Source organism: Lysinibacillus alkalisoli, assembly GCF_014643595.1.
Classification (GTDB): Bacteria; Bacillota; Bacilli; order Bacillales_A; family Planococcaceae; genus Metalysinibacillus; species Metalysinibacillus alkalisoli.
Genome location: NZ_BMJT01000001.1, coordinates 197,924 through 211,193 on the forward strand (window position 1 = coordinate 197,924; position 13,270 = coordinate 211,193).

The 13,270-nt window shown below is 36.1% G+C and carries 13 protein-coding genes; 5 read left to right on the forward strand and 8 right to left on the reverse strand.

Going from position 1 to position 13,270, the window contains the following annotated elements:
* Positions 1 to 48 precede the first annotated feature (48 nt).
* The gene (locus IEW44_RS00845) at positions 49 to 483 is read left to right on the forward strand and encodes a hypothetical protein (RefSeq protein ID WP_188613121.1); all 435 of its coding nucleotides are present in this window, start codon (positions 49 to 51) and stop codon (positions 481 to 483) included.
* 98 nt (positions 484 to 581) lie between these two features.
* On the opposite strand, the gene IEW44_RS00850 is transcribed toward IEW44_RS00845, so the two are convergent.
* The 5 genes from IEW44_RS00850 to ldmS form a co-directional block, all read right to left on the reverse strand.
* Entirely contained in the window at positions 582 to 2,594 is a 2,013-nt protein-coding gene (locus IEW44_RS00850; protein ID WP_188613122.1) for a methyl-accepting chemotaxis protein, read from the reverse strand.
* A gap of 152 nt (positions 2,595 to 2,746) precedes the next feature.
* Positions 2,747 to 3,064 carry a hypothetical protein gene (locus IEW44_RS00855; RefSeq protein ID WP_188613123.1) on the reverse strand — a complete coding sequence of 106 codons (318 nt, stop codon included), beginning with the start codon at positions 3,062 to 3,064 and terminating at the stop codon, positions 2,747 to 2,749.
* 44 nt (positions 3,065 to 3,108) lie between these two features.
* Complete coding sequence (locus IEW44_RS00860) at positions 3,109 to 3,672, reverse strand: SLOG family protein (RefSeq protein ID WP_188613124.1); 564 nt, start codon at positions 3,670 to 3,672, stop codon at positions 3,109 to 3,111.
* A gap of 71 nt (positions 3,673 to 3,743) precedes the next feature.
* Positions 3,744 to 5,969 (reverse strand): S8 family serine peptidase, encoded by a 2,226-nt coding sequence (locus tag IEW44_RS00865; protein WP_188613125.1) that lies wholly within the window; start codon positions 5,967 to 5,969, stop codon positions 3,744 to 3,746.
* Positions 5,970 to 6,058: 89 nt separating this feature from the next.
* Complete coding sequence (gene ldmS / locus IEW44_RS00870; protein WP_188613126.1) at positions 6,059 to 7,201, reverse strand: L-aspartate--L-methionine ligase LdmS; 1,143 nt, start codon at positions 7,199 to 7,201, stop codon at positions 6,059 to 6,061.
* Between the two features lie 256 nt (positions 7,202 to 7,457).
* Here ldmS and IEW44_RS00875 point away from each other — a divergent pair, with 256 nt between their 5' ends.
* Both IEW44_RS00875 and IEW44_RS00880 read left to right on the forward strand, forming a co-directional pair.
* On the forward strand, positions 7,458 to 8,156 hold the full coding sequence (locus IEW44_RS00875; protein WP_188613127.1) for a response regulator transcription factor: 699 nt from the start codon (positions 7,458 to 7,460) through the stop codon (positions 8,154 to 8,156).
* Positions 8,153 to 9,781, forward strand: coding sequence for a sensor histidine kinase (locus IEW44_RS00880; RefSeq protein ID WP_188613128.1), 1,629 nt, complete (start codon positions 8,153 to 8,155; stop codon positions 9,779 to 9,781). Before IEW44_RS00875 ends, IEW44_RS00880 begins: the two co-directional genes overlap by 4 nt.
* A gap of 121 nt (positions 9,782 to 9,902) precedes the next feature.
* Here the strand turns inward: IEW44_RS00880 and IEW44_RS00885 are convergent, their stop codons facing one another.
* From IEW44_RS00885 to IEW44_RS00895, 3 genes are all read right to left on the reverse strand, one after another.
* A complete protein-coding gene (locus tag IEW44_RS00885) occupies positions 9,903 to 10,334 on the reverse strand; it encodes a YrvL family regulatory protein (protein WP_188613129.1) in 432 nt (143 codons plus the stop codon).
* 83 nt (positions 10,335 to 10,417) lie between these two features.
* Positions 10,418 to 11,797, reverse strand: a complete 1,380-nt coding sequence (locus IEW44_RS00890) for an MATE family efflux transporter (protein ID WP_188613130.1) — start codon at positions 11,795 to 11,797, stop codon at positions 10,418 to 10,420.
* Positions 11,798 to 11,815: 18 nt separating this feature from the next.
* Complete coding sequence (locus IEW44_RS00895; RefSeq protein WP_188613131.1) at positions 11,816 to 12,295, reverse strand: DUF6530 family protein; 480 nt, start codon at positions 12,293 to 12,295, stop codon at positions 11,816 to 11,818.
* Positions 12,296 to 12,456: 161 nt separating this feature from the next.
* Between IEW44_RS00895 and IEW44_RS00900 the strand changes: the two genes are divergently transcribed.
* Together IEW44_RS00900 and IEW44_RS00905 are read left to right on the forward strand one after the other, a co-directional pair.
* A complete protein-coding gene (locus tag IEW44_RS00900) occupies positions 12,457 to 13,008 on the forward strand; it encodes a phospholipase A2 family protein (protein ID WP_188613132.1) in 552 nt (183 codons plus the stop codon).
* Positions 13,009 to 13,030: 22 nt separating this feature from the next.
* Positions 13,031 to 13,267 carry a hypothetical protein gene (locus IEW44_RS00905; protein WP_188613133.1) on the forward strand — a complete coding sequence of 79 codons (237 nt, stop codon included), beginning with the start codon at positions 13,031 to 13,033 and terminating at the stop codon, positions 13,265 to 13,267.
* Positions 13,268 to 13,270: the final 3 nt, after the last annotated feature.

Genomic DNA, 13,270 nt, shown 5'->3' on the forward strand with positions numbered 1-13,270 from the left:
TTTTTTTTATAAATGGTGTATGATGGAAATGATAAAGGAGTGGGTAAGATGATTCGATTAAACCGTAAAAAGACAGCTTTAATACATACAAAAAGAGATTTAAGTCAATATACACAAAAACAATTAGAAGACGAGATTGAGCAGTTATTAACAGAGCTAGGGAGCACATTAGAACATAATGCACGCAATTTTCGTGTAATGTCAGACTTAGATTTACAAGTATTGATGGCAATTGTTGAGGCACAAAAAGCAAGAAGAAATGACTCAGCTTTTGTCGTAACTATATTTTCGAGTTTGATTGCATTAATGACTGTGGCCACAACAGATTTAATTGAGAGCTGGACAATTAGTCACCTTTTAACCTTTACAGTAATTTGGCTAGCCTTATTAATGTTAGTTGAGCGTTATTTTGATCATCGCATGGAGCGATTAGAATTACTAAGTGAGTTTTTAAAAATATACCAGCAATTAAAGTATGCATAAATGTTTCACAGTAACAATTTTATGTTGTGAAATATATTAAAATATGAATAAAATCAAATAAGAACCATTGCGACGGGCAGTCGCAATGGTTCTTATTATTATAATTTAAATTTGGTGATGGCATGGTTAAGTTCGCGGCTTAAGTTTGCAAGGCGTTCTGTAGCATTCATGACTTCTCTTACAGCATGTAATTGTTCGCCACTTGAAGCAGATACTTGCTCAGTAGCAGCTGCTGTTTCTTCAGATAGTGAAGAAACTTGCTGAATGGACTCACTAATTTGACCTTGTCCTTGTGATACTTGTTCAATAGCAGTATGCATGTGCTGTACAGCATGTTCTAATGCTTGCATCTGCTCAGAAATGGTAGTAAACATTTCTTGGGTGCGAGTAACTACAGTTTCTTGTGTAATAAATGTTTGACTTGTTGTCTCCATTTCTTGTGCTACTTGGTAAGAGCCACTTTGCAACTCTCGCACTGTTTTACGTACTTCTTCTGTAGAAGCAGCGGATTGTTCAGCTAATTTACGCACTTCCTCTGCGACAACGGCAAAACCTTTACCATGTTCGCCAGCACGAGCTGCCTCAATAGAAGCATTCAATGCTAGCAAATTCGTTTGTTCAGAGATGGCAGTAATCGCATCTATAATTGTGTTGATGGCTGTTACTTTGTCTTCTAAAGCAAAGATAGATTGTGCCATTGTTTGTAGTGTTGTTTGCCAATCAATAAATGCTTGTTGTAATTGATTAGCTTGAGCAATACCTTCCATGTTCATTTCCTCAGTATGACTTGCAATTGATGTGAGGTTTTTTGAGTCTTGATGTACTCTAGTAATGGCATCATTGAGTTGTGTGATTAAGGCTAAAACATCTTCTGTGTGATTAGCTGTTTCCATTGTACTGCCTGAAATATCAGAAATCGCTTGTGTCATTTGCTCAGAAATCGCATTGGTCTCTTGTGTAGAGGCATTTAGTGCTTGAGCGGATTCATCAACAGCTTGAGAAGTATCTCTCACAAGAGCCACCGTATTCGCCATTTGTGCGACCATTGTGTTGAAATTTTCACCTAATTGACCGAGTTCGTCTTTTGTTGTAATCGCAACTTTAGTTTGTAAATCGCCATCTGCCACAGCTTGCATGCTATTTGTTAATGGTTTAAGAGGCTTTAAAATATACGTGATTAACCCATATAAAACAGCTGTAATTACAATTTGAGCAATGATAAAAATCCACAATAAAATTTGCTGTGTCTCGTTAGCTGTTGCTTTTATTTCTTTTAAATCAAATGCCACGCCAATTTTCCAATGTAATTTAGGTATGGTGTTGAATACAGCTACACGCTCAGTATTGCCTTCTTTAAAATGTGTCATACCACTTTCGTTTTGATACATTTGATCAACATGGGCAGTAGTTTCTGCTTGGGGTTCACCCTTTTGTTCTTTTAATTTAGGATGAGCTAGTGGTATGCGATTGGCATCTAGTAAAAAGTTAAATGAGTTAAATTGATAATCATATTGTTCGAAATGTTTCGTTAAATTAGAAAGGTTAATATCAACTCCCATAACCCCAATAATTGTATTATTTGCTTTTACAGCTTTCGCTATAGTAATGACGTTGCCACCTGAAAAGGCATCAATATATGGATCAGACCATACGACTTCATCAGGGGTCGCAAGCGCTTTTTTATACCAGTCTCTTATAGTAGGGTCATAATCTGCTGCCACATCCATTGCTGGAAATGATTTGAGTTGTTTATTTTCGAAACCGATAAAGACAACATCACTTTCTTCATAGTTTTTTAAGTATGTATCAAAATAAGCGAATGCTTGTGTTTCCGCAGCTTTTATTGTGGTGGCTTGTGCTTCTTCTGCTACTTGTTTTGTATAACTTTTAACTTGCTCACTATCAGCTAACATCTGCATGCCATATTCATATTGCATTAAGAAATTAGAGGTGGAGTCTGTTAATCCTTCAACCGTGAGTTGACTTTGCTGGAGTAATAATTTTTCTGTTTTACTCTGAATTTGTTGGTTAACCACCACAAACAGTGCAACACTCATAATTAACACTAGAGTAAAAGTACTGAGCAATAATTTTGTTTTGATTGATTTCATGACTAAAAACCCCCTTCTTGTTGCCTATAGTATAAGCGAAAATTGTATTCTTGAATATCATTTTTTTATCGCTTATGCTATCATTCTTGTACATAATGTAAAAAATTTCATGCAATAATAAAAGCACTTTGCATCATGCAAAGTGCCTTTTATTATGCGATAAGACGGATATAAAAATCTTTACCATTTAAAATTTCGGGTAGGGAGATATTTTTTTCTCGTTGTAAATATATATAAATTTGATGCGCAAGGCGTGCGTGCCCATTTAACAATGTACCTTGTGTTATCGGAAATCCAGCATTATGAAACTCAAAATAAGTTTTATCTTCACTATTCATTTGATAAAGAATGGTTTCCAAATCGTTTACTGATAATGTAATATACCTAAAGTACTGACACTCCCGTTTATACGTATTGTGTACAATGAAGCGAGGTTCTAGGTGTTGGATTATGACATAAGGTTGTAGCATTGGCATCAATCCTTTACGATTATTTGTCATAAGTATAACAAAAGTTAAAAGGTATCATACCATTTTTCTTGCTCAATTTGCTCAGCTACTTCTTGTAAATCAAAAGCTGTAATTTGCCATAATGGATACTCGTGTTGTAGTTTAAATTCTTCAATTAATTTTTTAATGTACTGTGTGCCGCCTACTTGTTCATCATCATAGACAAGTAACGCACCATCTGTATGGTTTACTACAAATTTATCGCGCTCGATAAATTGCCAAGGTGCTTGGTAAGGGTGACGAGATGTGGCATCAACAAAGTCGGCTTGTGATAATAATAGCTCAAATTGTTGTTGTTTACTTTCTTGCCAGCGTGAATGTGGTTCTAGAAATGGCATGATTATGGCTAATTGAATAGGATATTCGGCCTGTAACTCAAAGACAACATCGCTTGCCCACCATTCTACCCCTTGTTGTCCACCAATAATTACCCACTGCAACCCTTCTTCAATTAAAGGGAGGAGTTTTTCTTTTAATGCGCGTTTAATAACATCAATACCTTGATGTGTTTCTTGAAAAATCCCAAGCTCATGGGGACGATAACCTGTCAGTAACAACCGCTCAACCAAATGGGTGTCCCTCCTTATCTCATACTTTACAGAAAAACAGGTTATCTCTATAAGAGACAACCTGTTATGTGTTAATTAGCGATTTTCATATTAAGTGTATCATCTTCCATGAAAAGATTATAGGTACGATTATTTGTAATACGTACATGTTCACCTTTTACTGACATTAATGGAATGCCCATAATGTAAAAATGAACATAAGCATCATATGTGCCGCGTGTAATGTAAGTTGGCTTATTAGAGCCCATTGGCGTACCCATCATAGTAGGTTCTTGACCAGGTAGTACAGGTTCAAAGTACATTTGGAAGATAGGGATTGGTAAAATACTTTCGCCATTTAAATGTACGCGTTGTAAATAACCTGCATTTTTAAAATCAATCGTAGTATTTTGTGTAACAGGTACGGCACGCATTGTTAGGAAAGCATGGTTTTTACCTGCATCAATAAATTTAAAGTCATATGTGCCTTCATTCACATACACATAAGGATTCGTTAAATAGTTTAGTGGTAGCAGGGAAGGAAAAGCCCAATCATCCATATATGCTACCGTAGTGTGCATAGGTGGTGCAATTGCGTAAATATTGTTGAAACGTTTTTCTTTAGGATATTGTAAAACACTGTTGTCCACTTTTACTTTTTTCAATTGTGCAGGTGATAGCGATACCGTAGCTTCAGCATCTACTTTTTGTGTGTAAAACGCCCCATCAGCAACAACTGTCAAATATAATTGGTCAAAATCGTCATAAGGATGCGTTGATAATGCAAATGTACCTTTACTGCTCGTTTCAATATAACGTGTTAATGGCTCAACAACGCCGTCTTTTTCGCCATAGAGTGAGGCAGCCATTAATGTAGGTGCCATATTATTTTCATTTTTGATATCAACAACAATATCTTGTGTAACAACAGGTACAGCACGTGTAACCGTCTCTACTATTGTACCCGAGCTGTCACGCAGAGTAGCTGTAATCATAGCTTCACTTTGTTTTTCAATAGCAAACGGGACATGTGTTATCCCGCTCGTTGTCTTTACAACGGTATTTTTATTATTAACAGCAACATCGACAGTGTGATTGTCATAACCATAAACACCAATCTGCACATCATCGTTACCTTCTGTTAAAAATGTAGTGTTAATTAAAAATGCTTTTTGATCCACTGAAAAGCGGTCAGCTTTAAGATGTCCAAATCCTAACTCTTCATCAAAGTCTACATTGGCAGGTAGTTCTGCTTGTGATTTTAATAATACTTCAATTTCTTCAGATGTTAACTCAGGATAGCTTGCATGAATCAAACCAACAATGCCACTTACAAAAGGTGTTGCCATAGACGTACCATCTAAATACGCGTACCCATCACGTTTACCATCTTCAATGTCTAACTCTCGTGGGAAGCTGCTGTAAATACGTTGACCGGGTGCCATTACATCTAATTCCACACCATAGTTAGAAAAGTTAGCACGTGCCTTATTTTTAGCACTTGCCCCAACGGTTAATACTTCACGTTCACTCGCAGGGTATTTATTATAAATCAATTCATCCTCGTTGCCAGAGGCAACAATAACATTAACTTGCTGATCTAGCGCATAAAGGATAGCGTCACGTTGTGTTTGTGAAATGCCATCTCCACCTAAACTGAGGTTAATAACGTTAGCTCCTTGGTCAACAGCATAGCGAATACCAGAGGCGATTTGTGCATCTTGGCCAGCACCATTTTTGTCTAGAACACGTACAGGTAGAATTTTTACGTTGTTATAGTTGGCTCCGCGTAAAGCAATCCCTGCCACATGTGTACCATGTCCTTGTTCGTCCATTGCATCATTGTCATCATCGACAAAATCATACCCTGGTACTACATAATCTTTTAACGCAGGATGATTATAGTCTACACCTGTATCTACTACAGCTATGAGAGCTTCCTTTTTAGGTTTTAATTGTGTAGTAAAGTTTTCCACTCCAAGTGATGTGGTGTCCCAATCTGTAATATGTGACTTTAAGTCGTAAGCATGACGCTTATAGTCGGCTTCTATGTATTGTACATCGCCTTTTTTAATTAATTGTTGTACTTTTTTTGTTGATAGTAACTGCTTAGGTAATGAAATATAATGTTGTGTTTCGTCAATGTATACATCTGTATTCTCTTGACTAAAACGGCTAAATTGTTGCGCATTTTTGTTGTATTTAATAATCACACGATCAATTTCATTCAGCTCGTCTTGAGTTGTTTCTGCTAGTACGACTTGTGGGAGTAACACAACTGTACATGCTAAAATAAAGCCTGATAAAAAACGTTTCATATTCTCATCCTTTCAAAGTTGTCATGCTATAAGTATACGTGAAGCCACGCATAATGTTTCAAAAATTTAAAAAGCGCTCAGAGCGCTTTTTAAAGAAGGCGTTGTTCTCTATGTTCTATACGTGATAAATCAGTGTCATACCACATACAAGCAAAGCGAGAGGGGGTAGGGTCATCAAAATCATCCCCGTCATAATAACTTAAAGGCAATAGCCCACCTTCTTGTACTAAATCAGTAATTATTTTATAAAAATGTTTGTTATCTTTTGCCACGTACGAGCAATATTTAGCCGCTGTCCCGTTTAAGTTTTCCCAAAACATTAAAAGAGCTGTGGAGCCATTCTGGCGGAAGTTTAAATCAATCGCTTGGACATCTCCAGTCGTTGTCACAATTAAATCAAAACCAGCAATGCCAATAAAGCCTTCCTCCACACCTTGTTGCATAATTGCCCGCCCAACATCAATCACTTTTTTTGGCACATCTTCTACAATAATATTGCCTTTATAAATGCCATCATCTGTCGTAATTTGCAAGGATGCCCCTAAAAATTGAATCCCTATTGACGGAGCATATACAAATTGGCAGCTATAATTTTTAGCAGTGTGTAATAATTCTTCTACAATGACGGTTGATGTATCACTTTGTTGAAATTTACGTAAAGCATCTGTAATTGCTTGTTTTGTATGGCAAATCATCACACCATAGCCACCAGAGGTTGGTGACTCATCTCCTGGCTTTAACACTACAGGCAATGTAATATATTGTGCTGTAGCCTGTACTTGTGACAGCGGTACAACATAACGTTTAGGTACATATTTTGTATCTAATAATTGATCTAAATACACTTTACTATTAATACGATTGAAAGCCTCTGCATCCATCCAGTAGTGCGTAGTTGCTAGTTGGTCGGGTGCATGTAAATATTGGCAAACAATATCCTTTTCGCTATCCGCCCAATTTTTCAAGTGAGCGAGGTATTGTTCTTGTGAGCGGTATTGATACGCTTGCTCATGCCAAGGTAGCCCAGCATGCTCAAAAAGTCTCTGTGCTTTTTTAGTCTGTGTAGCTTCATGTACAAGTACAGGGATGTCCGCAAATAAAACTTCTCTCGCTGTCAAGGCATCTAGTTGATGGCAATCATCTAACATCCAAGGGTTATCACTATAAGGTGTGCGAGGCGTATAAACCGCATTATCACCATAAATTTGTCGCATTGTAAATTTAGGTTGCATTTTATCTCTCCTCTCATCAAGCTAGTATAAAAATACCCTGATTGTTCTACAATTATGAGTGTTTTAAGAGGAATGATAAAATTTAACTATAACATTTACTAAAAATCGTTCTATGCACATATTAATGAAACATCTAACAGAGGTTTAACGTAGAATTACTACTATACAAATGGCATTGTGTATAATATAAGGATAATAAATAAGACTTAAACATAACTAATATGTACCTTAATTTAATCTTAAAGGATGATAAAATATGAAACAGACAACCGTTTTAGTTGTGGAAGATGAGCGAGCAATCGCAGATATGATTGATATTATTTTGCGTAAAGAAGGATTCGAAGATGTGGTCGTTTGTTATGATATAGCAAGTGCTAATATGCAACACGAGCAAAGGAAATTTGATTTTTATTTATTGGACGTTATGTTGCCAGATGGCAGTGGTTTAGATTTGGCACAAAAAGTGAGAGCTTCAAACGATGCACCGATATTTTTCTTAACAGCTAAAACAAGTGATGCTGATAAATTAAAGGGTTTTATGAGTGGTGCGGATGATTATATTACAAAACCTTTTAATCCTTTAGAATTAGTAGCGCGTATTAAAGTACATTTGTCTCGCTATCAAAAACAAGAGCAAAAAAGTAAGAAGAATTACTTTACTTGTCAGGCATTTACCTTTGATATGGATGCGGCCGAATTAACAGTTGGTGAAGATCGAGACTTATTAAGTGGACGACTCTTTTATTTATTGCAATACTTATGTGAAAATGCGGGGCAAGTATTATCAAAGGAGCAAATTTATGATCGCGTATGGGGCGACCCTGTGTACGATGACAATACAATAATGGTGCATATTCGTAAACTGCGGGAAAAAATCGAACAGGACCCTAGTAAGCCAAAGATCATTGTCACAGTGCGAGGTATTGGCTATAAACTAGTAGGTGATGATGTATGAAAGGTGGCAAACGTTTAACATTACGTTTTGTCCTTTATTTCATGATGTTTTACATCTTTATCATTATTGCGTTAATTGGTTCTTTAGTAGCGATTTTATATTTTGAGGCTAAAGGGAAAAGTACCGACATTTTAATTATGGAAGACTTTGAAATGGAAGATTATATGGAGCAAATCGATGGCAAGCCACGAATTAAAGATAATTTAATTAAGCAGGCTAAAGATAATGGTGGCGAGTTATACTTACTCACAAAAGACTTAGACGTTTTACAGTTTACAGGAGAGGATTGTGAGTTATGTCAGGCTACGGTTGATGATTGGCATGAGTTTACTCGACCAATGGCTCGAAAGTGGAAGGTAAGTCCATATTATATTTATTTTGTACCAAACGACCCTTTTGCGGAGTGGCAAAGTAAAGTGGTGGATGAATATAGGGCAAACCAACAACTGTCTAAAAAGCTAGTGGCACAATTAACAGAAGAAAATATCGCTGTTGATATTTATAATGAACATAAACGTATCGCTGTCTTTGGAGAACAGTACCCTGTGCTAACAAAAGCAGATTTAATCACGTCTCAAACATCTATGTTTGAAAAGCAAGAGTTTACAAAACTCATTGATTTGGACAATGAAACGATTGTGCTACGTCAGCCAAATGAATTGTATCGCTCATTTGATGATACTATGGTGCGAGTGATTAAAATCATGGCATTAGCTTTTCTTGTGATGCATTTATTATTACTATTTGGTGTGATTTTATTATCCATCAGTATTTCACGTCAGTTTGTGCGTCCTGTTATTTATCTTATTTCACGTATTGAGCGGTTGGCGCGTTTTGATTATAGTAAACCAGAAAAAAATTTTTTATATAATTCACGCAACAATCGTATGAAACGTAAGTATGTATTATTTCAGCCTGTGGATGAATCTTTGAATAATTTAGCGGAGCGTCTCTCGTTCAATGAACGTCAGATTAAAGGTAGTGAACAATTACGAGAAGAGTGGATTACAGGATTGTCTCACGATTTAAAAACGCCATTGAGCTCAATTTTAGGTTATTCAGCTATGTTAAATTCAGATTATGAATGGACGCAAGAAGAAATACATCAATTTGCAGCCGTCATGCAGGAAAAAGCCCTCTATATGGATGCTTTGATTCAAGACCTTACTTATACGTATCAACTAAAAAATGGTGCTGTCACCTTGACAAGAGAGCGCATTGACTTACAAGAGTGGATGCAACAGTTTGATGATGAGGATGTTGATGTGTTAATTGATGTTGCCTATAAAATTGAAGCGGATAAAGTATTATTACAACGTATTTTTGATAACCTAGTCAATAATGCTAAAAAGCATACACCTGAACAAACTAAGGTGCTTATTACGGCTTCACAAGAAGCAAATGCCATAATTGTGAATGTGCGTGATTATGGGCCAGGTATCCCTCAACAAGAGCTCGATAATCTGTTTGAGCGTTATTATCGAGGGACGAATACGACAGATGATGTTAGCGGCACAGGTTTAGGCTTAGCCATTACAAAACAACTGATTGCTTTACATGGCGGTAATATCTCCATTTTGTCTAGCCGCAATGGCACGATATTCCGCGTGATTTTACCTAAATAGTTATAATGCGCCAATAAGTAGTTTAAGCAGACTCACTGATTTTAAATAGCTTGTTACTTTTCCATAAAGAAAAATGTTAGGCCGAAAATACAGTCGGTCTAACATTTTTTTAGCTTATGAGTCATGCTTTATTGTTATTGCGCTTTAACTTTTGCATTTTACGGTCATCTGTTGCCAATTCAAATAAAAATAGGACTAAAACTAAAATAATTTCAGTGCGTGTCGGAATATCAATACTACTCATCATCTCGTCTACAGTATGTAAAGCTGCCCAAGCAAATATTAATTTAAGTAAAATACGCAGCGCTGTTGCTAGTTTAGGGTTGCGCCTAAAAACAACAGTCATCATCATAAAGGGTATGACCAAAATATCAAAGATCGCATCTACAATCATATAAATCAATAAAAATAAGAGTAACGACCAACCAGAATCATATTGTACACCAAATAATGTGAAGAACCCTGCAAACCCAAAATAAATAATGCCACCAAAAAATGCTAAAATAGCACCAATAAATAATAATAAAGCGATAATACTAATGGCAATTGTCATCCTATGCTCCTTTCTTTTTTAGTAGTAGTATACCATTTGTGACAACATATGAAAAAAACCACACTGGCGTGTGGCTTAATTTATTAATGTTCGCTAAGCATGGCTTTTAATGTGCGTTTTTGCCAGCCTAGTTTAAAGTAGGCAAACTGCATAATAAAGTTTGCACAAAAGGCAACAGGATAAGCAATCCACACACCATTTAAATCTAAGGTAGTGTATTGGGATAACAAGTATGCGGTTGGTACTTGAATAGCCCAAATGGCAATGACAAGGAATATCGTAGGCCATAATACAACGCCAGTAGCGCGCATGGTGGCAGAGACGGTTTGTGTATGACCAAAAATAATATAACTCCAAAATGTAATAAATAAATAGTTTTTAGCAATGGCCACCGTATCAGGTGAATCAATAAATAATTGCAAAATAGGTTCTGCAAAAAGGTACATGAGTAACACAATTGCGCCACCGAAAATATAATTAATGCGCACACCAATTTGACGCACTTTCTTTATCATATCTGTAGAGTTTGCTCCTAATGCTTGTGCTACAAAGACGGAAGTAGCAATCGCAATACTCATAGCAGGCACTTGTGCATAACTGCCGACTTGATTTACCACACCATAAGCAGCGGTAGCGTCAGAGCCATAACGATTAACAAAGCCAATAACAGCAATTTCAGCCACTGAAATGGCTACCATACTAATACTTGCAGGTATGGCTAATTTTAATAATGACTGTAAAATATCTTTCTTTATTTTAAAGTGCTTAAGGATAGAAGCATCCAAGCGTAAAATATGTTTAGTCTTGTGTAAATAAGTCAATAGTAAAATCATGGTGACAAAATTGGATAAGACAGAGGCATACGCAGCCCCGTTTAAACCAAACTGAGGTAAGCCAAACCAGCCAAATAATAAAGGTGGTAAAAATGAGATATTCAATAGCACACTAATGACTAAAAAAATAAAAGGTGTTTTAGAGTCACCTACACCACGCATAAAAGTAGTATATACGAAATACCAAAACATAATAGGTAAAGTGAAGAATAAAATGCGAGCATAACTGACACTAATCGCAAAAATATTGTCCGGTGTGTGCATGACACGTAAAATCCATTCAATAAAGAAACCACCAAAAATGGCTACAACAATAGACAAAATCGTAGTAAAAGCAAGTGTAACCCCAACGACTTCCTTCATTTTTTCATGGTTACCAGCCCCAAAGGTTTGTCCAACTAAAATAGAGCTGCCTGAACCAATCCCAATGGCAAATGCCATTAAAAAGAAAAAGAACGGAAAGAATGCCGAGATGGCGGCTAACGCCTCTACACCTAAGTTACGTCCCACTAAAAACATCGCAAACACTTGTCCAAGTGACTGTAAAACATTTGCCAACATTACAGGTACTAAAAATCCAATAAAAGCTTTGCGTAATGCTTGGTCATTTTGTAATAATTGTTCGTTCATAAATTAGCCTCGTAGGTTTTAATAACCCATTTCTTTTAAAATATTTGATAATGTGCGAAGACGTTCACCAATTAACTCGCCATCTTCGCTTAATGCTTGATTAAATAATTGAATATCTTCTTTAATTTGTTCATTCTCTGTACAAACTTCCATAGTCATTGCATCGCCTTGTAAGCCAACGCGCTTAATCACAGTATTATTTTCATCATATAAGCCATCATAACGATACGCATCTTGAAAGTATAATTGGCTCTCACATACTAAAATTGCTAAATCCAATACGCGGTGTAGAGGTAATTCTTCTGATTGACGTGACCATTTGCCACCTGTATGACGCCAAACTTTAGCGGAAATATCTACTTTGCCTCGGTCGTTCCACTGAGCAAGCCCTAAAGATAGGCCTTGTGCATCTGTATCATATGCATGGCGGCCATCAATATTAGCGTAGTTCTCGGCTATAATCACAGGTTTATGTTTTAAATGTGTTGGTATTTTCATAATAAAATAACATCCTTTCATTTTAGTAATTTACTAAATTACTACGTTAGTAATTATAGTGTTTTTCTATAATAGTAGCAAGGATAAATTTGACAAACAGAAAAAGTTAATCAATAATTAATTTACATCGATGTATAAAAAAGGGAAAAGAGGCGTTTAGGTTGAAGAGAAATCTGAAGGTTCTATATTTACTTATGGTTATCATGATGTTAGGAACTAGCTTTCCGAATTTTGCAAATGCAATGACAGAAATCAATGAATTTAGCGATATGAATCAAATAGAGAATGAAGTGAATAAATACGTTGTTAGTGAAGGCAAAGAAGTGAAGTTTAACATGGAACAAGCTATTTTAGATGGGCAATCTGATTTTATCTTATCAATTGGAGAAAATATCAATACCATTAATAGTGCATATAAAAATACAGTAAGCACTTCAAATGATGTAATGATGATTCCAGAATTATCATTACCTATATGGGGTAATTGGTGTGGACCAGGCCATGGCGGCGGGCAGCCCAAAGATTTGTTAGACTATTCCTGCATGCTACACGACAAAGATTATGCTAAATATGGCTACTTTGATTGTGGCAGTGATCGCCGATTAATTGCTAATATTAACTTGCATTATAAAAACATGGGAGCAGTTGAAAAAGGTGTAGCATTAGCTGTGAAAGCATATTTCCAAGCTCAAATGTTAGTAAATAGATGTTAAACTAAAGGAGGTGTTTTCCTAATTGGATAAAACTAAATTATCGTGGGTTTGCTTTATTTTAGCTGTACTTGCATGGGTACCTAATCTTGTTTTTCAAGTAGCTAGCCCTTTATTTTTAAGCACATTTCTTTTAGGTTTAGTAGGTGCCATTTTAGCTTTGATGAGTAAAAATTACATTTTGATGGTATTAAATATTGTGATGTTTTGTAGTTTCTTTATTTTTATGGCGGTGGGTTATACATGGAACTCACTCACATAAAGT

Bases quoted from the DNA above. Each gene is read 5' to 3' on its own strand.
- ldmS (WP_188613126.1), bottom strand. From the start codon at position 7,201: ATGCAACCTAAATTTACAATGCGACAAATTTATGGTGATAATGCGGTT.
- IEW44_RS00895 (WP_188613131.1), bottom strand. From the start codon at position 12,295: ATGAAAATACCAACACATTTAAAACATAAACCTGTGATTATAGCCGAG.
- IEW44_RS00845 (WP_188613121.1), top strand. From the start codon at position 49: ATGATTCGATTAAACCGTAAAAAGACAGCTTTAATACATACAAAAAGA.
- IEW44_RS00850 (WP_188613122.1), bottom strand. From the start codon at position 2,594: ATGAAATCAATCAAAACAAAATTATTGCTCAGTACTTTTACTCTAGTG.
- IEW44_RS00875 (WP_188613127.1), top strand. From the start codon at position 7,458: ATGAAACAGACAACCGTTTTAGTTGTGGAAGATGAGCGAGCAATCGCA.
- IEW44_RS00880 (WP_188613128.1), top strand. From the start codon at position 8,153: ATGAAAGGTGGCAAACGTTTAACATTACGTTTTGTCCTTTATTTCATG.
- IEW44_RS00855 (WP_188613123.1), bottom strand. From the start codon at position 3,064: ATGCTACAACCTTATGTCATAATCCAACACCTAGAACCTCGCTTCATT.
- IEW44_RS00865 (WP_188613125.1), bottom strand. From the start codon at position 5,969: ATGAAACGTTTTTTATCAGGCTTTATTTTAGCATGTACAGTTGTGTTA.
- IEW44_RS00885 (WP_188613129.1), bottom strand. From the start codon at position 10,334: ATGACAATTGCCATTAGTATTATCGCTTTATTATTATTTATTGGTGCT.
- IEW44_RS00890 (WP_188613130.1), bottom strand. From the start codon at position 11,797: ATGAACGAACAATTATTACAAAATGACCAAGCATTACGCAAAGCTTTT.